Genomic DNA, 17,133 nt, shown 5'->3' with positions numbered 1-17,133 from the left:
CCCGCACGAGGGGGCACCGGAAGTCCGCTTCTTACATGGCGTTCATCGGGCCGATGCCGAAGAACAGCGTCTCGCCGGAGGAGTCGTCGACGCCGTCATTGTCGGTCACGACGTAGCCGTTGCCGGCGGCGTCGATGGTGAAGCCTTCGACCTTGTCGACGACGTAGCCGTTGGTGGCACCCTTCAGGTCGGGGATGAGGTCACGAACCTCTTCCTTCTTCACGACCGGCAGTTCGCCGCCGATCTTGCCCGGCTTCAGGTCGGCGAGCGCCACGCGGTAGAGCTTCTTCAGCTTGGCGGCCTGGCCGATCTGGTTGTCGCGCTCGATGATGTAAGCGTAGTCACCGTTCGCCGTGATTTCGGAAAGGCCGACCCAGCCGGCTTCCGTCGTTTCGAGCGGGTAGCGCACGGCGCCCCACTCCTTCGACGAGGGCTTGTAGGAGACGAGCTTCACAAAGCCCTTCTCGTCATCACCCCATTCGCGCTGCACGGCCATCCAGAGCGTCAGGTCATCGCCTTCGCCGACGCTGGTGATGCCTTCGAAGCCGAAACGCTTCTCGCCGGCGCGCAGCTCGGCGGGGATGGCGATTTCCTTCTCGATGGCGCCCTTCTCGTTCACGTGGATGATGGCGTGGCTGTAGAGCTTGTCGGCATCGCCCTCGGAAGCGAGCCAGAAGCCGCCTTCACCATCCGGCACCAGGCCTTCGATGTCGAGCTTCTGGGCGGCAGCGCCGGCGCGCGTGATGCGCAGCGCGTCGGTGATCTTGGCCGGCTTCGCGGTGGCGTCGATCGTGAAGATCGTCGGCTGCGAGGCGTAGACCGAGTCGTTGACGGCGTAGAGATGGCCAGCCTGGTCCTTGACCGGAGCGAGACCCGAAAGAGCGCCGAAGCCGATCAGTTCGCCGTCCTTTTCGGTGGAGACGATCTGCGGATAGGCCGCTTCGCCTTCCGCACGCTCGAAGATCATGACGTGCGAGCGGGCAAGGCCGTCCTCGACGAGGTCGGTCTCGTTGGCTGTCACGAAGAGGTTGCGGCTCGGAATGGCGACGGCGCCTTCCGGACCGATGCCCGACGGCAGGAGCTGGAGAAGCTCGGGCTCGGCACCGGTGTCCTTGTAGACGCCGACGATCGAGGCGCGCTCGGCCAGCACGAAGAACAGGTTGTCGTCGCCGAACTTGGCGGCTTCCATGCCTTCCGGCTCGATGCCCTTCTTGTTGCGCGCGTCCGGATAGTGGCCGATCTTGGCAATCTCGCGCTCAAGGCCTGCGCCGTTCTCGTAGAGAACCTTGCCGGTCTTGTCGAAGATGGTGAAGCCGCGTGCGCCACCCTTCCAGTCGCCTTCATTGGCAACGACGAAGCGGTTGTCGTCGAGCCACTTCACGGCGTCGGGCTCGCGGGCGACATCCTTCATCTCGCCGGTGAACTTGAGGGCGCCGTCCTTCTTGGTGTCGATGCCTTCCAGGTTGACGGTGCCGGCTGAGAAGTGGGTCTTTACGGTGCCGGTCTTGCCGTCGATGATGGCGATGTAGTTGTTTTCCTGGAGCGTGAGGGCAATCTCATCCAGGCTGTTGAAGGCGACGAATTCCGGCTCCGGGTCGTCACCGGCGACGTCGGCCAGGCCGGTCAGCGTGACATGCTTGATCGAGCCGCAATCGACGACGCCGTCCTTCAGCGACAGGATGACGAGATCGCCAGCCGGCATCTGCGGGATGTCGCCGTCATTGACCTCTTCGTCGCGCTCGTTCTCGATGGCGATCGCGGCGAGCGTCTTGTCCTTGTTGAGCGCGATCGAATCCGGCTGGCCGCCGAGGTCGCAGGTCGTGTCGATGGCCTTCGAAGCGACGTCGACCTGGGCGAGGATGCCCGACGGCTTGACGAAGCTTTCGCGGGTGTTGATGGCGACGAGCGCCTTTCCGCCGGCGAACGTGACGGAGGTCGGCTCGCCTTCGAAGGCGACCGTGCCGCCGGCCTTAGGGGCCTTTGCATCGGTGATGTCGATGAAGCCGATCGCCTTGTTCGGGCTGTCGGAATAGACGAGCATGTTGCCATCTTCAGACGCACTGATGATTTCCGAAGAGGTCGGCGTCGCCTTGTCCTTGCCTTCCGGCAGGTTGTCGGCAACGGCAAAGGATGCAATGCGATTGAATACAGGCTCGGCGCTAGCGGCAGAAGCTACCGATGCGGCGAGGACGGCTGCGAGCGCAGCAGTGATCGAACGGGTTTTCATGAAATCCTCCGGGATCCGGTCAAAAGGAACCCGGCGGTTCTGAGGCCTTCGTGTTACAGGCCGATGACAATTCGACGACGGCTGCACGCCTCCACCCGGAAATAAAAAGGGGCCCGGAAGAACCGGGCCCCGACCCTGAAACTCAGGATTGGCGGCGGAGTGGATAACCGCTCTCTGCCCTGCAGCGCCAAGCGCCCCGAAGGACGCGCCCCGGGCGCAGCAGAACTGTGGATGCCGCATCATGCCTTCCCGCACCTGTTTGGATGCGAGGATCATGCAGCGGCATCGGATCAGCCGTTAACGGCGTCCTTCAGCCCCTTGCCGGCCGAGAACTTCGGCACGTTGCGTGCCGGGATCTCGATCTCGGCGCCAGTCGAAAGGTTGCGGCCCTTCGAAGCTTCACGACGCGATACGGAGAAATTGCCGAAACCGACCAGACGAACGTCGCCGCCGTTCTTGAGTTCGCCCTGGATCGTCTCGAAAACGGCGTCGACAGCAGATGCTGCGTCCGTCTTGGACAGGCCCGACTTCTCAGCCACTGCGGATACGAGTTCATTCTTGTTCATGTTTCCACCCCTTTCTTACGGTTTGAAACGACTCATACAAGTCGGGGGCAGAATACGCATCGCCCCTCGCCTCGCAAGAAAATTTCGTCGCAATCCCCTGAGAATCCGGGGTTTACACACGCTTTTCAACGAAAAAGACCGGCCCGAGGGCCGGTCTTTCCAGTTTCGCGCCAAAATACCGGATACTTCACCCGGCGTTAAGGCTCAGTGCGCGATGGCGCCGAGGCCGTCTTCAGTCGATTCGACAGCCGGAACCTTGGTATCCTCGACGGTCCCGTCCCACTCGATCGGCTCGGGCCGGCGAACGAGCGCATGCTTGATCACCTCGCCCATACGGGAGACCGGAACGATCTCCATGTTGTTCTTCACGTTGTCCGGAATGTCGGCCAGGTCCTTGGCGTTCTCTTCCGGGATCAGCACCTTCTTGATGCCACCGCGAAGCGCTGCGAGCAGCTTTTCCTTCAAGCCGCCGATCGGGAGCACCCGGCCGCGTAGCGTCACCTCGCCCGTCATCGCGATATCCTTCGAGACCGGGATGCCGGTCATGATGGAGACGATGGCGGTTGCCATGGCGATACCGGCCGATGGGCCGTCCTTGGGCGTCGCACCTTCCGGCACGTGCACGTGGATGTCGGTCTTGTCGAAGCGCGGCGGCTCGATGCCGAAATCGACGGCGCGCGAGCGGACGTAGGACGCCGCTGCCGAGATCGATTCCTTCATCACGTCCTTCAGGTTGCCGGTCACCGTCATGCGGCCCTTGCCACCGGGAAGGCTGACGCCTTCGATGGTGAGCAGTTCGCCGCCGACTTCCGTCCAGGCAAGGCCCGTGACGACGCCGACCTGGTCCTCGCCTTCGGCTTCGCCGTGGCGGAAGCGCGGAACGCCGAGGAAGTCGTGGATGTTCTCCGCCGTGACCTCGACCCTCGCCGACTTGCCCTTGATGATCTCGGTGACCGCCTTGCGGCCGAGCTTCATCAGTTCGCGTTCCAGGTTACGCACGCCCGCTTCGCGGGTGTACTGCTGGACGACCGCCATCAGCGCGCCGTCGGTAACCGAAAATTCCTTCGGCTGCAGCGCGTGGTCGCGGATCGCCTTGGGCAGCAGGTGCCGCTTGGCGATTTCCAGCTTTTCCTCTTCCGTGTAGCCGGCGATGCGGATCACTTCCATGCGGTCCATCAGGGGCGCCGGAATGTTCAGCGTGTTCGCCGTCGTTACGAACATGACGTTGGACAGGTCGTATTCGACTTCCAGGTAGTGGTCCATGAAGGTCGAGTTCTGTTCCGGATCGAGCACCTCGAGCAGAGCCGAAGACGGGTCGCCACGGAAATCCATGCCCATCTTGTCGATTTCGTCGAGCAGGAAGAGCGGGTTGGACTTCTTCGCCTTCTTCATCGACTGGATGACCTTGCCGGGCATCGAGCCGATATAGGTGCGGCGGTGACCGCGGATCTCGGCCTCGTCACGCACGCCGCCGAGCGCCATGCGGATGTATTCGCGGCCGGTCGCCTTGGCGATCGATTTCGCAAGCGAGGTCTTGCCGACGCCCGGAGGGCCGACGAGGCACAGGATCGGGCCTTTGATCTTGGCCGAACGCGCCTGCACGGCGAGATATTCGACGATGCGCTCCTTGACCTTGTCGAGCCCGAAATGATCCTCGTCGAGGATCTTTTCCGCGGCATTGAGGTCGGTCTTGATCTTCGACTTCTTGTTCCACGGAATGCCGGTCAGCCAGTCGAGATAGTTGCGCACGACGGTGGCTTCCGCCGACATCGGGCTCATCTGGCGCAGCTTCTTCATCTCGGCATCCGCCTTTTCGCGGGCCTCCTTGGAGAGCTTGGCCTTGGCGATCTTTTCTTCCAGTTCGGCCATCTCGTCGCGGCCATCCTCGCCGTCGCCGAGTTCCTTCTGGATCGCCTTCATCTGTTCGTTCAGGTAATACTCGCGCTGGGTCTTCTCCATCTGGCGCTTGACGCGCGAGCGGATGCGCTTTTCGACCTGGAGAACCGAGATCTCGCCTTCCATGAAGCCGAGCGCCTTTTCAAGCCGCAGCTTGACGCTCGTCGTCTCGAGCATTTCCTGCTTTTCGACGATCTTGATGGAGAGGTGCGAGGCGACGGTATCGGCGAGCTTCGAGTAATCCTCGATCTGGCTCGCGGCACCGACGACTTCGGGCGAAATCTTCTTGTTGAGCTTCACGTAGTTCTCGAACTCGGAGACGACCGAGCGCGACAGCGCTTCGATTTCCACCGGGTCCTCGTCGGGCTCGACCAGCACATGGGCCATCGCCTCGTAGAACTCTTCGCGTTCGGTGTAGCCGTCGATTTCAGCGCGCGCACGGCCTTCGACCAGCACCTTGACGGTGCCGTCGGGCAGTTTCAGCAGCTGGAGCACGTTGGCGACGGTGCCGATGCGGTAAATAGCGTCGACTTCCGGATCGTCGTCGGAGGCGTTGATCTGGGTGGCAAGCATGATCTGCTTGTCGGTGCCCATCACCTCTTCGAGCGCGCGGATCGACTTCTCGCGGCCGACGAACAACGGAACGATCATGTGCGGGAACACCACGATGTCGCGCAGGGGCAGGACCGGGAAGGCCGTCGATTCGTGCGGCGCAGACGTCTTTTTCGTCATGTCATTTCCTTTCAAACGTCCCGTTTCCGGGAACCGGTCCAATCGGCGCTTGGGGGCGCCGGGCCGGCGTTCTTTTCCATCCACAAGTGGCGTTCGGTTAACGCTTTTTCAAGCCCGGCTACGGAGTGCCCCACCCCGCACCAGGCCAGACGAACCAACGGAAGGAAGTGTAGTCTTCCGCGCTGTCGCGGAACTTGCGGCCTTCCCCCGGCAATGCGCCGGAGCATACGCGAGATACAGAATCAAAGTCTTTCATATTCGCTTGGCCCGCGACGTTTCGCAACGTCTTATAAGGCCGGCAGGCACTACATCATGCCCCGTCCGGGGCCTAGCGACCAGTCACGAAATGTCACGAGTTGACCCTGAAACGAAAAGACCCGCCGTGGCGGGTCTTTCCTCTCAGTGGTGTGCGTCGATCAGGCCGAGACGTTGGCCTTCTCGTCGGAGCGCTCCGAGTAGATGTAGAGCGGACGGGCCGAACCCTTGACCACCTCGTCGGAAATGACGACCTCGCGCACGCCTTCCAGCGTCGGCAGCTCGAACATCGTGTCGAGCAGGATCTTTTCCATGATCGAGCGCAGGCCGCGGGCACCGGTCTTGCGCACGATCGCCTTCTTGGCGATCTCGCGCAGCGCGTCCTCGTGGAAGGTCAGCTCGACGTCTTCCATCTCGAACAGGCGCTGGTACTGCTTGATCAGCGCGTTCTTCGGCTCGGACAGGATCTGGATCAGCGCATCCTCGTCGAGGTCTTCGAGCGTCGCCAGAACCGGCAGACGGCCGATGAATTCCGGGATGAGGCCGAACTTCACCAGGTCTTCCGGCTCCAACTCGCGCAGAACCTCGCCGACGCGGCGATCTTCCGGCGAGCGCACCGTGGCGCCGAAGCCGATCGAGGTCTTCTCGCCACGGGCGGAGATGATCTTGTCGAGGCCGGCAAAGGCGCCGCCGCAGATGAACAGGATGTTCGTCGTGTCGACCTGCAGGAATTCCTGCTGGGGATGCTTGCGGCCACCCTGCGGGGGAACCGAGGCGACCGTGCCTTCCATGATCTTCAGAAGCGCCTGCTGCACGCCCTCGCCCGAAACGTCACGGGTGATGGACGGGTTGTCGGACTTGCGCGAGATCTTGTCGACTTCGTCGATATAGACGATGCCGCGCTGCGCACGCTCGACATTGTAGTCGGCCGCCTGAAGAAGCTTCAGGATGATGTTTTCCACGTCCTCGCCGACGTAACCGGCTTCGGTCAGCGTCGTGGCGTCGGCCATGGTGAAGGGCACGTCGATGATGCGGGCGAGCGTCTGGGCGAGATAGGTCTTGCCGCAGCCCGTCGGGCCGACCAGCATGATGTTCGACTTCGCCAGTTCCACGTCCGAGCCCTTGGCGGCATGCGCTAGGCGCTTGTAGTGGTTGTGCACCGCCACCGACAGGATGCGTTTGGCCTGCTGCTGGCCGATGACATATTCGTCGAGGACCTTGATGATGTCCTGGGGCGTCGGAACGCCGTCACGGGACTTGACCATCGAGGTCTTGTTCTCTTCGCGGATGATGTCCATGCACAATTCGACGCATTCATCGCAGATGAAGACGGTCGGTCCGGCAATCAGCTTGCGGACTTCGTGCTGGCTCTTTCCGCAGAAAGAGCAATACAGGGTATTCTTGGAGTCGCCGCCGTTGCTGCCGCTGACCTTGCTCATATCACTTTCCTTCCAGCACGCCGTTCATCTCCCGGAAGATGGCCGGACCACTCACACCGCCTTGCCGGAAGCGCTTTCGCGTCCTCCAAAGGCTCCAGGGGCACTGACCGGGCCGGACGCAAGCCCGCCAACCGGTCGCAACGCATTCCCCGTTTAAACACCGAATGCTAAGCTGTCACAAATCAACATAGCATTAACGGCCAATATTACCGGCTTTGCTGCGCGGATAAAGCCCCGCGATCATTACAAATCGCACGATTGCGTTCATCCGCGCATTAAGCCAAGATCTGCGCGCGCCTTGCGCGTCAACTTGGCCGCAACCAAACCGTGACTTTCCCTTAGATAGTCACACAAGGCCGCGTCGTCCACTGATTCGCCCGTTTGCCGCTGTATCCACTTCATGCCCCGTGAGGCGAGATACGGCGCGGGCCGGCATCCGGGCTGCTCGCGCAGGATATCGAAGGCGAGCTCCGACACCTTGAACGTGACCCCCGGCAGTTCCGCCTCGCTCCATCCGGCGATGGCGAAAACCTTGCCACCGACCTTCCAGACATGCGCCCCGCCCCATTGCACGACATGGGTCGTGGCCGGGAGCGAAGCGCAAAAGGCGTTGTATTCGTCGAGCGTCATGGGTCGCGCTGCCCCGACCCCGATATTACGACGCGTCCACGCCCTCGATTGCCTCGCGACTGGTGATGACGCGGTCGACCACACCCCAGTCCTTCGCCTCGTCGGCCGTCATGAAATGGTCGCGGTCGAGCGTCCGTTCCACTTCCTCATAGGTGCGGCCGCAGTGCTTGACGTAAATCTCATTCAGCCGACGCTTCATCTTGATGATGTCTTTTGCATGGCGCTCGATGTCGGACGCCTGGCCGGAGAAGCCGCCGGAAGGCTGGTGAACCATGATGCGGGCGTTCGGCGTGGCGAAGCGCATGTCCTTGTGGCCGGCGGCCAGAAGCAGCGAGCCCATGGACGCGGCCTGGCCGATGCAGAGCGTCGACACGGCCGGGCGAATGAACTGCATCGTATCGTAGATCGCCATGCCGGACGTGACGACGCCGCCCGGCGAATTGATGTAGAGCGCGATCTCCTTCTTCGGGTTTTCGGCCTCGAGGAAGAGGAGCTGCGCGCAGACGAGCGTGGCGATGTGATCTTCGACGGGACCCGTCAGGAAGATGATACGCTCCTTGAGGAGACGCGAATAAATGTCGTAGGAACGCTCGCCGCGGTTGGTCTGCTCGACGACCATCGGCACCAGAGCCATGGCGGTATCTACGGGATTTCTCATATCAATCCTTCATCGGTGTGGCCCTGAAACCCTTCGCAAACGTTGGGAATCAGCAAGTTTCTTCTTCCCTACATAGAGTGTCAGGGTATCTGACTTCAAGACGGACGCGCGTTTTGCGGCGCTCTATGCCAGAATGGGGTTAACTGGCGCGACGCAGGAAAGCGATTTCCACAGGTGCAGCGCCGACAGGGTGAAGGAAGGATGAATCCGTCCCATCACCCTGCCCGCATTTCCCGGCGCCCTGCGCCCGTATTCCGACGGATGGAGACAGTCATGACGACACGATCTATCGCAGCCCTCGGGCTCCTTCTTGCAACCGCCGCCGGCGCATTCGCCCAGCAGGCCTCCGACACGATCTCGCCGGAGCGCGCGACCGGCTTTTCCGCAGCCAAGGTCGTGACCGCCAAGGCGCATATGGTGGCCGCCGCGCATCCGCTCGCGGCGGAGGCCGGCGAAAAGGTCCTTGCCGCCGGCGGCAGCGCCATCGACGCCATGATCGCCGTCCAGACGGTGCTCGGCCTCGTCGAGCCGCAATCCTCCGGCCTCGGCGGCGGCGCCTTCCTCGTCTATTACGACGCCGGCACGAAGCGCATCACCACGCTCGACGGCCGCGAGACGGCGCCGATGGAGGCGACGCCAAAACTCTTCCTGGATGAGACGGGCCAGCCCCTCAAATTCTTCGATGCCGTCGTCGGCGGCCGCTCGGTCGGCACGCCCGGCACCGTCATGCTGATGCAGGAGGCGCACAACCGCTGGGGCCGCACGCCCTGGAAGGATCTCTTCGCCCCGGCCGAAAAGATCGCCCGCGACGGCTTTGCCGTCTCGCCGCGCCTCGCCAGCCTGATCGCCGCGGAAGGCGACAAGCTGAAAACCTTCGAATCGACGACGTCCTATTTCTTCGGCGCCGACGGCGCGCCGCTGAAGGCCGGCACGATCCTGAAAAACCCGGCCTATGCCGAAACGCTCTCCGCCATCGCGGCAGGCGGAGCGCCCGCCTTCTATACCGGCGCCATCGCCGAGGCGATCGTCGACACGGTGCGCATGTCCGGCAAGAATGCCGGCGTTTTGGCGCTCGCCGACCTTGCCAACTATCAGGTCAAGGAACGGCGGCCGGTCTGCATCACCTACCGCGCGCTCGACATCTGCGGCATGGGACCACCCTCCTCCGGCGCGGTCGCCATCGGCCAGATGCTCGGCCTGCTGGAGAATTTCGACCTCAAGGCGCTCGGCAAGGACAATCCGGAAAGCTGGCGGCTGATCGGCGATGCCCAGCGCCTCGCCTTCGCCGACCGGGAACGCTTTCTTGCCGACACCGATTTCGTGCCTTCGCCAATCAAGGGCCTTCTCGAAAAAACCTATCTCGGCGAACGGGCCAAGCTGCTCGACGGCGAGAAGGCGCTGGGCGAGGATGCCGTGACATCCGGCAAGCCGGAATGGGACCACGCCTTCAACTTCGGCCGCGACGCCGCAATCGAACTGCCCTCCACTAGCCATTTCGTCATCGTCGACAAGGACGGCAACGTCGTCTCGATGACCACGACCATCGAAAACGGTTTCGGCTCCCGCCTGATGACCAACGGCTTCCTGCTCAACAACGAGCTGACCGACTTCTCCTTCAAGACCCATGACGAGGGCATGCCCGTCGCCAACCGCGTCGAGCCCGGCAAACGCCCCCGCTCCTCCATGTCGCCGACCATCGTCATGAAGGACGGCAAGCCGCTTCTCGCCATCGGCTCGCCCGGCGGCAGCCAGATCATCGGCTATGTCGCGCAGGCGCTCGTCGCCTATATCGACTGGGGCATGGATGTCGGCGCCATCGTCGCCATGCCACACGCCATCAACCGCTTCGGCCTCTACGACCTCGAAGCCGGCACCGACGCCGAAAAACTCGCCGAACCGCTGAAAGCCCTCGGCTACGAGGTCAAGATCGGCGACATGAACTCCGGCCTCCACGCCATCGAACTCACCGCCGACGGCCTGAAAGGCGCGGCCGATCCGCGGCGCGAGGGTGTTGCAATCGGGAAATGATGCGGCTGTTGACCGCGGATCGTCGCGCTTTTACGGCGCGGCGAAATCCGCTAGGTCATTCCCATGACAACGCGCCCCTTCCCCTTTCTCTCCATCGATCCCGCCAGCCGCCGCGTCTCGCTCGACGCGCGCAATCCGGATTTCTACCGTGATCCGAATCCCGTCTATGCCGCGCTGCATGCGCACTGTCCCACCTTCTACTGGGAAGAGCGGAAACGCTGGTATTTCACCGGCTATGACCATGTGAACGGGCTTTTACGCGACCGCCGGTTCGGGCGGCAGATCCTGCATGTGGCGACGCGCGAAGAGCTGGGACTGCCGGAGCCGCAGGATCATGTGAGGCATTTCGATGCGGCGGAGGCGTGGTCGCTGTTGGAGCTGGAACCGCCGGAGCACACGCGGCTGCGCACACTCGTCAACCGCGCCTTCGTTTCGCGCACGATCGAGCGGCTGACGCCGGAGATTACGGCACTCTGCCACCAGGCGATCGATCGTTTCCAGAAGGATGGCAAGGTCGAGTTGCTCGCCGCCTTCGCCGATATCCTGCCGGTGACGATGATCGCCCGCATGATCGGCATTCCGGACGAGATGGGGCCGCAGCTCCTGAAATGGTCGCATGCCTATGTGCGCATGTACATGTTCGGCCGCACGCAGAACGACGAGGTCGCGGCCGACAGGGCGGCGAAGGAATTCTCCGACTATGTGCGCGGCGTCATCGCCGAGCGCCGGGCGGAGCCGCGCGACGACCTGCTCTCGCACATGGTGCACACGGAGCACCGCGGCCAGCTGCTCACCGAAGACGAGCTGATCTCGACGACCATCGTGCTGCTCAATGCCGGACATGAGGCGACGGTGCACCAGATCGGCAATGCCGTGCGCAGCATCCTCGAAAACGGCGCCGACCCGTCCGTGATCTTCGCGGACGAGACGGCGACGGAGCGCACGGTGGAGGAATGCCTGCGCATTTCCGCGCCGGTGCATATCTTCGATCGTTTCGCGCTGGAGGATGTCGAGCTCGACGGCATCCAGTTCCGCCGCGGCGACAAGGTGGCGATGATCCTCGCCGCCGCCAATCTCGATCCGAAGAAGTTTTCCGATCCGCTCGCCTTCAGGCCGGATCGCAACGAGGGCGCGAACCTCTCCTTCGGCGCCGGCATCCATTTCTGCATCGGCGCCCCGCTGGCAAGGCTGGAGCTCAATATCGCCCTGCCGATCCTGTTCCAGCGCCTGCCGGGGCTGAAGGTCGCGCAAAAGCCCGTGGTCAAGGATGTTTACCATTTCCACGGGCTGGAGGCGCTGGACCTGACCTGGTGAGGCTCAGGACCGATCGACATTCAGTTCAGGCCGTGCCGAAAATGGTGAATTTCGGTGATCCGGAGCGCAGCGTACTTTCGGTACGTGAGCACCGGAAGCGCGGAAAATCGCCATTTGCAGGCCGGCATGGGCTGAATGCCGATCGGTCCTAGGCGGCCGCGTAGCGCGTGGCGGGCTTGTTGTGGGAGATGTTCGGGCCGAGCGCCTGGCGCGCGGTTTCGTGCTTTTCCCAGTCCGCCTTTTCCGGCAGCGAGGGGATGCTGACGAGTTCGCCCTGGTCGAGGCCGGCGAGCGCGGCATCGACCAGATCGGCGACGTCCATGACCCGGCTCTGGTCGAGCGCCTCGACGGAACCCCCTGCCCGGTCGAAGATTTCCGTCCGCGTCAGGCCCGGCAGCACGGCCTGCAGGCGTACGCCGGTACCGTCCAGCTCGCGGGCGAGCGACTGGGTGAAGGCGAGCACGAAGGACTTGGTGCCGCTATAGGTGCCGTTGAACAGTTCCGGGATGATGGCGACGGCAGAGGCGATATTGACGATCGTGCCCTTCTTGCGCGCCACGAAGGCCTGGGCTGCGGCCACGGCGAGGCGGTTGGCGGCAGTCACGTTCAGCGCGATCATCGTGTCGAGATAGTCGATGTCATCGGCGAGCAGCGCACCCTTCGGGCCGATGCCGGCATTGTTGACGAGGAGCGTGATCGCCGCGTCATCGCGGATGCGGCGTTCGACGGTGCGGACATCCGCAGAGGCGGAGAGATCGGCGCGCAGCACGTCGACGGCAACGCCATGGTCTGCCTTCAGCTTTTCGGCAAGCGCCGCAAGCCGCGCTTCATCACGGGCGACGAGCACGAGGTCGTAGCCGCGGCGGGCGAGACGATCGGCGTAGGTGGCGCCGATACCGGCGGATGCGCCGGTGACGATAGCGGTTCCAAGGTTCGTCGTGCGGGTCATGTCAGGTCTCCGGTTTGAATTCAGTGGTATATGCCACTATATTGGGAGCGCTATCCGGGCTTGCAATAGGCCCGCGCGATTTTTATCGAGAGATGAGCGAGGTGAGAGATGAGCGAAACCGACGGCGTCTGGCAGCACTGCACGAACAGCGCGATCCGTCGTGCCGCGCGGCAACTCGGCCAGCTCTATGACGACCTGATCGAACCGAGCGGGCTGAAGGGCACGCAGTTCTCGCTGATGTCGCAGATCGCGCTTGCCGGCAAGGACGGCACACCCCTGAAGCCGCTGGCGGAGGGGCTGGTGATGGACCTCTCGGCCCTCGGCCACACGCTGAAGCCGTTGACGCGTGATGGGCTGGTAGAACTCATCCCCGACGAGCGCGACGGGCGCGTGAAGCGCGCGCGGCTGACGCCGCTTGGGGCGCGCAAACAAGAAGAGGCGCTGGCGCTCTGGCGCGACGCGCAGGGGCGCTTCGACGCCGTGTTCGGCGCCGAGCGTTCGGCCGAGATGCGCAGCCTGCTCGGGCTTATCTCGACGCCCGACTTCGCCAAGGCCTTTCGGGCGGCGAAACCGGGATCCGACGATTAGAGGCGGATGACGTAGTCCTTGCGAGTCGTTTCAACGACTTCCCAGCTTCCCTTGAAGCCGGGCCTGAGGATCAGCCGGTCGCCGGCCTTGAGGTGGAAGGTCTCGCCGTCGTCGGAGGTGACGATCGAACGGCCTTCGAGGATGTGGAAATATTCCCACTCGTCGTACTGGATGCGCCATTTTCCCGGCGTCGATTGCCAGATGCCGGAATAGATGCCGCCCTCGGCCTCCTCGATGTTCCAGCTCGTGAAGACCGGATCGCCCGAAATCAGCCGGTCCGCGGCCGGCCGGCCCTCTTCCGGTTCGATGCCGGAAATGTCGAAGGGTTGCGCGTTGCTCATGCTTGCTCCTTGGGAAGGAATGCGGGCGGCCTGGAAGACCGCCCGGGAAAATCAGGCTTTCGCCAGCGCCTGTTCGATATCCGCGATGATGTCGGCGACATCCTCGATGCCGATCGATAGGCGAACGACATCCGGCCCGGCGCCGGCCGCAACCTGCTGCTCTTCCGAAAGCTGGCGGTGCGTCGTGGAGGATGGGTGGATGACGAGCGAGCGCGTGTCGCCGATATTGGCGAGGTGCGAGAGCATTTCTAGGCCTTCGACGAAGCGTTTGCCCGACTCGTAACCGCCCTTCAGGCCGAAGGTGAAGACGGCGCCCGCGCCCTTCGGCGAATAGCGCTGCTGCACGCCGTGGTTCGGGTCGTCGTCCAGGCCGGCATAGGTGACCCAGGAGATTTTCTCGTGACCCTTCAGCCATTTGGCGACGGCGAGCGCATTGTCGCAATGGCGCTGCATGCGCAGCGGCAGGGTCTCGATGCCGGTCAGGATCTGGAAGGCGTTGAACGGCGAGATGGCGGGGCCGAAATCACGCAGGCCAAGCACGCGGCAGGCGATGGCGAAGGCGAAATTGCCGAAGGTCGCGTGCAGCACCATGCCGGCATATTCCGGGCGTGGCTCGGAAAGCGCCGGATATTTGCCCGAGGCCGTCCAGTCGAAGGTGCCGCCATCGACGATGACGCCGCCCATGGAATTGCCGTGGCCGCCCATGAACTTGGTCAGCGAATGCACGACGATGTCGGCGCCGTGCTCCAGCGGGCGCACGAGATAAGGCGTCGCCATGGTGTTGTCGACGATGAGCGGCAGGCCGTGGCGGTGCGCCACTTCCGCGATGCCGGCGATATCGACGAAGGTGCCGCCGGGGTTCGCCAGGCTCTCGATGAAGATCGCCTTGGTCTTGTCGTCGATCTGGCTTTCGAAGGAGGAAAGGTCGCTCGTATCGGCCCAGCGCACATGCCAGTCGAAGCTCTTGAAGGCATTGCCGAACTGGTTGACCGAGCCGCCATAGAGCTGGCGGGCCGAGATGAAATTGTCGCCGGGGCGCATGATCGTGTGGAAGACGAGGAGCTGCGCGGCATGGCCGGAGGCGACGGCCAGCGCCGCCGTGCCACCTTCGAGTGCTGCCACGCGCTCTTCGAGCACGGCCTGCGTCGGGTTCATGATGCGGGTGTAGATGTTGCCGAAGGCCTGCAGGCCGAAGAGCGAGGCGGCGTGGTCCGTATCGTTGAAGACGAAGCTGGTCGTCTGGTAGATCGGCGTCGCGCGGGCACCCGTCGTCGGGTCCGGCTGGGCGCCGGCGTGGATGGCGAGCGTGGAAAATCCGGGCTTGTTCTTCGTCATGAAATGGCCTCCCTGGCTGAAGTCGGGCGCACTATTTCAGAGGGATAGGGGCCGGTCAAAGAAAGAATTTCCGGTGCGACGATCGGTTTTGCGCCCCGAAAATTTCACGCGACGAGGCGCGGATATTCGATCGCCGGGCAGCGATCCATCACCACCTTGATGCCCGAAGCTTCCGCCGTGGCGGCGGCCTCATCATGGCGCACGGAAAGCTGACCCCAGATGACTTTCGGCAGAGAAGAAAGCGCCAGGGCCTCCTCGACGACCGACGGCAGCGCATCGGCCGCGCGAAAAACGTCGATCATGTCGATCGGCTCGACGATGTCGGCAAGGCGGGCGACGACGGGCTGGCCGAGAATTTCCTTGCCGGCCTGGCCGGGATTGACCGGGATGACGCGATAGCCCTTGCGCAGCAGGAAGGCCATCACCCGATGGCTCGGCCGCTCCGGGTTCGGCGAGGCGCCGACGAGCGCGATCAGCTTGGTCGAGCGCAGGATGTCGGCGATGTAATAGTCCGGATAGGAATCATGATTCATGGCGTTATCCCGTCTTCTCGGGGGAGAATTGGGGTAACGCTGCGTGAAGTCAATATTATTGACAACCGTCAGGATGCCTTGAGCATCAGCACCGGATATTCCGTCACCGGGCAACGATCCATGACGACCTGGATGCCGGCGGCCTCCGCACGCGCTGCCGCCGCATCGTCGCGCACGGTGAACTGGCCCCAGATGACCGCGGGCAGCGGGCGGAGCGCCAGCACCTCGTCAACCACCGTCCCGAACTGGCTGGCCGCGCGAAAAACGTCGACCATGTCGATCGGCTCGGGGATATCGGCGAGATGGGCGTAGACGGTCTGGCCGAGGATGGTTTTGCCGGCATGGCCGGGGTTCACCGGGAAGACGCGATAGCCCTTGCCGAGCAGGAAGCCCATCACGCCATGGCTCGGCCGGCCGTCGTTCGGCGAGGCACCCAGCACGGCGATGGTGTGCACGGATTTGAGGATATGGCGGATATAGCTATCGGCATAGTGATCGTGGTTCATCGCTGCCTCCTCCGGCGTTGGCGACCGTCTCTCACACGTCTTCCAATTACAGATATTAGCGCAGAACCTTAAAGAAGACGACCGGGCGGCTGCCCGCAAAAGCCTGCGAATTGTGCCAATCCGGATCACATTTCGGGGTTTCACCGTTCCCACTGGTCGAAATCGCTGAAAATGCCGATTGCAAATCGCCGGTTTTGCGCAGATGAAGGGGCCAACTCCCCATCCGCCTGCCCGCCCCCCGAGGTCCCAGATTGCCGCTAGACGTCCTTTTTCTCGTGCTGTTCGGCGCGGCTCTGCATGCGGTCTGGAATGCGCTGGTCAAATCCGGCACGGACAAGTCGCTCGATGCCGCCATGGTCTCGCTTGGCGGCGGCATGGTCGGGCTTGCCTGCCTGTGGCTGGTGCCGCTTCCCCATCCCGAGGCCTGGCCGTTCATCCTGACGTCGGCCGTCCTGCAATTCGCCTATTTCCAGCTCGTCGCAGCCGCCTACCGGGCGGGCGACATCGGCCTTGTCTATCCCCTGATGCGCGGCGCCGCCCCTCTTCTCGTCGCCACCACCAGCGGCCTGGTGCTCGGCGAACACCTGACGCCCACGGCCATGGCCGGGGTGCTGGTCATCTCCGCCGGCGTGCTGACGCTCGCCTTCGAATCGCGCCACGGCAGCCGGCGCGCCATCGTCTTCGCGCTGGCAAACGCCGTCGTCATCGCGAGCTACACCTTCGTGGACGCCGCCGGTGCCCGCGCCTCGGGCAATGCCATATCCTACACGCTCTGGATGTCTCTGCTGCCGCCGGTGCTGCTGTTCGGCTGGGCGATCTCGCAACGCGGCGCCGTCCCCGTCTGGAACCACGTGCGCCGCAACTGGGTCCGCGGTCTCCTCGGCGGCGGCGGCTCCATCGCCTCCTACGGCCTCGCGCTGTGGGCGATGACGAAAGCGCCCGTCGCGACCGTCGCGGCGCTACGCGAAACCGCCATCCTCTTCGCCCTTCTCATCTCCGTCTTCATCCTCAAGGAGAAAGCCAGCATCTGGCGCTACATCGCCGGCGCAGTGATTGCAGGCGGGGTGCTGGTGCTGAAGCTGGCGTGAGCATTGAAATCCGGCCACGCATGCCGTATGTACGTATTCCTGTACAGT

15 protein-coding genes are annotated in these 17,133 nt (G+C 63.4%); 4 read left to right on the top strand and 11 right to left on the bottom strand.

The genetic code is table 11. The features are described 5' to 3' along the window. Positions 1-31: 31 nt before the first annotated feature. The 6 genes from AC1Q6Z_RS20045 to AC1Q6Z_RS20020 all read right to left on the bottom strand — a co-directional run bounded on the left by AC1Q6Z_RS20045 (position 32) and on the right by AC1Q6Z_RS20020 (position 8,403). Positions 32-2,227, bottom strand: coding sequence for an esterase-like activity of phytase family protein (locus tag AC1Q6Z_RS20045; RefSeq protein ID WP_492648999.1), 2,196 nt, complete (start codon positions 2,225-2,227; stop codon positions 32-34). A 290-nt stretch (positions 2,228-2,517) separates the two neighbouring features. Beyond that, a complete protein-coding gene (gene hupB / locus AC1Q6Z_RS20040; protein WP_023516583.1) occupies positions 2,518-2,793 on the bottom strand; it encodes a DNA-binding protein HupB in 276 nt (91 codons plus the stop codon). 204 nt (positions 2,794-2,997) lie between these two features. Further along, positions 2,998-5,421 (bottom strand): endopeptidase La, encoded by a 2,424-nt coding sequence (gene lon / locus AC1Q6Z_RS20035; RefSeq protein WP_435265273.1) that lies wholly within the window; start codon positions 5,419-5,421, stop codon positions 2,998-3,000. Between the two features lie 416 nt (positions 5,422-5,837). Continuing rightward, positions 5,838-7,115, bottom strand: coding sequence for an ATP-dependent Clp protease ATP-binding subunit ClpX (clpX, locus tag AC1Q6Z_RS20030; RefSeq protein ID WP_256118946.1), 1,278 nt, complete (start codon positions 7,113-7,115; stop codon positions 5,838-5,840). 264 nt (positions 7,116-7,379) lie between these two features. Then, positions 7,380-7,745, bottom strand: a complete 366-nt coding sequence (locus tag AC1Q6Z_RS20025; RefSeq protein WP_256118945.1) for an MmcQ/YjbR family DNA-binding protein — start codon at positions 7,743-7,745, stop codon at positions 7,380-7,382. A gap of 25 nt (positions 7,746-7,770) precedes the next feature. Then, positions 7,771-8,403, bottom strand: a complete 633-nt coding sequence (locus AC1Q6Z_RS20020) for an ATP-dependent Clp protease proteolytic subunit (RefSeq protein WP_256118944.1) — start codon at positions 8,401-8,403, stop codon at positions 7,771-7,773. 273 nt (positions 8,404-8,676) lie between these two features. Between AC1Q6Z_RS20020 and ggt the strand changes: the two genes are divergently transcribed. Beyond that, positions 8,677-10,431, top strand: coding sequence for a gamma-glutamyltransferase (gene ggt / locus AC1Q6Z_RS20015; protein WP_492648998.1), 1,755 nt, complete (start codon positions 8,677-8,679; stop codon positions 10,429-10,431). 63 nt (positions 10,432-10,494) lie between these two features. Further along, positions 10,495-11,745 (top strand): cytochrome P450, encoded by a 1,251-nt coding sequence (locus AC1Q6Z_RS20010; RefSeq protein WP_492648997.1) that lies wholly within the window; start codon positions 10,495-10,497, stop codon positions 11,743-11,745. Between the two features lie 148 nt (positions 11,746-11,893). Here the strand turns inward: AC1Q6Z_RS20010 and AC1Q6Z_RS20005 are convergent, their stop codons facing one another. Next, positions 11,894-12,694, bottom strand: a complete 801-nt coding sequence (locus AC1Q6Z_RS20005) for an SDR family NAD(P)-dependent oxidoreductase (protein ID WP_492648996.1) — start codon at positions 12,692-12,694, stop codon at positions 11,894-11,896. A gap of 108 nt (positions 12,695-12,802) precedes the next feature. Here AC1Q6Z_RS20005 and AC1Q6Z_RS20000 point away from each other — a divergent pair, with 108 nt between their 5' ends. Continuing rightward, positions 12,803-13,282, top strand: a complete 480-nt coding sequence (locus AC1Q6Z_RS20000; RefSeq protein WP_492648995.1) for a MarR family winged helix-turn-helix transcriptional regulator — start codon at positions 12,803-12,805, stop codon at positions 13,280-13,282. On the opposite strand, the gene AC1Q6Z_RS19995 is transcribed toward AC1Q6Z_RS20000, so the two are convergent. The 4 genes from AC1Q6Z_RS19995 to AC1Q6Z_RS19980 form a co-directional block, all read right to left on the bottom strand. Continuing rightward, on the bottom strand, positions 13,279-13,623 hold the full coding sequence (locus tag AC1Q6Z_RS19995; RefSeq protein WP_492648994.1) for a cupin domain-containing protein: 345 nt from the start codon (positions 13,621-13,623) through the stop codon (positions 13,279-13,281). The genes AC1Q6Z_RS20000 and AC1Q6Z_RS19995 overlap by 4 nt on opposite strands. 51 nt (positions 13,624-13,674) lie before the next feature. After that, positions 13,675-14,958, bottom strand: coding sequence for an O-acetylhomoserine aminocarboxypropyltransferase (locus tag AC1Q6Z_RS19990; protein WP_492648993.1), 1,284 nt, complete (start codon positions 14,956-14,958; stop codon positions 13,675-13,677). Positions 14,959-15,062: 104 nt separating this feature from the next. Then, positions 15,063-15,491: a CoA-binding protein gene (locus AC1Q6Z_RS19985; protein WP_492648992.1), complete on the bottom strand. Its 429-nt coding sequence runs from the start codon at positions 15,489-15,491 to the stop codon at positions 15,063-15,065. Between the two features lie 68 nt (positions 15,492-15,559). Beyond that, on the bottom strand, positions 15,560-15,997 hold the full coding sequence (locus AC1Q6Z_RS19980) for a CoA-binding protein (protein ID WP_439628171.1): 438 nt from the start codon (positions 15,995-15,997) through the stop codon (positions 15,560-15,562). Between the two features lie 251 nt (positions 15,998-16,248). On the opposite strand from AC1Q6Z_RS19980, the gene AC1Q6Z_RS19975 reads away from it, so the two are divergent. Then, positions 16,249-17,085 (top strand): EamA family transporter, encoded by an 837-nt coding sequence (locus AC1Q6Z_RS19975; protein WP_439617022.1) that lies wholly within the window; start codon positions 16,249-16,251, stop codon positions 17,083-17,085. Positions 17,086-17,133: the final 48 nt, after the last annotated feature.

It is taken from the genome of Shinella sp. GW835-FHT14H05, from assembly GCF_058793575.1.
This window is presented reverse-complemented; position numbering and strand designations above follow the sequence as displayed.

Coding starts and splice junctions, on each gene's coding strand:
- clpX (WP_256118946.1), bottom strand. CDS start 7,115: ATGAGCAAGGTCAGCGGCAGCAACGGCGGCGACTCCAAGAATACCCTG.
- AC1Q6Z_RS20045 (WP_492648999.1), bottom strand. CDS start 2,227: ATGAAAACCCGTTCGATCACTGCTGCGCTCGCAGCCGTCCTCGCCGCA.
- AC1Q6Z_RS19995 (WP_492648994.1), bottom strand. CDS start 13,623: ATGAGCAACGCGCAACCCTTCGACATTTCCGGCATCGAACCGGAAGAG.
- AC1Q6Z_RS19985 (WP_492648992.1), bottom strand. CDS start 15,491: ATGAATCATGATTCCTATCCGGACTATTACATCGCCGACATCCTGCGC.
- AC1Q6Z_RS20010 (WP_492648997.1), top strand. CDS start 10,495: ATGACAACGCGCCCCTTCCCCTTTCTCTCCATCGATCCCGCCAGCCGC.
- AC1Q6Z_RS19980 (WP_439628171.1), bottom strand. CDS start 15,997: ATGAACCACGATCACTATGCCGATAGCTATATCCGCCATATCCTCAAA.
- AC1Q6Z_RS20025 (WP_256118945.1), bottom strand. CDS start 7,745: ATGACGCTCGACGAATACAACGCCTTTTGCGCTTCGCTCCCGGCCACG.
- AC1Q6Z_RS19990 (WP_492648993.1), bottom strand. CDS start 14,958: ATGACGAAGAACAAGCCCGGATTTTCCACGCTCGCCATCCACGCCGGC.
- hupB (WP_023516583.1), bottom strand. CDS start 2,793: ATGAACAAGAATGAACTCGTATCCGCAGTGGCTGAGAAGTCGGGCCTG.
- lon (WP_435265273.1), bottom strand. CDS start 5,421: ATGACGAAAAAGACGTCTGCGCCGCACGAATCGACGGCCTTCCCGGTC.
- AC1Q6Z_RS20000 (WP_492648995.1), top strand. CDS start 12,803: ATGAGCGAAACCGACGGCGTCTGGCAGCACTGCACGAACAGCGCGATC.
- AC1Q6Z_RS20020 (WP_256118944.1), bottom strand. CDS start 8,403: ATGAGAAATCCCGTAGATACCGCCATGGCTCTGGTGCCGATGGTCGTC.
- AC1Q6Z_RS20005 (WP_492648996.1), bottom strand. CDS start 12,694: ATGACCCGCACGACGAACCTTGGAACCGCTATCGTCACCGGCGCATCC.
- ggt (WP_492648998.1), top strand. CDS start 8,677: ATGACGACACGATCTATCGCAGCCCTCGGGCTCCTTCTTGCAACCGCC.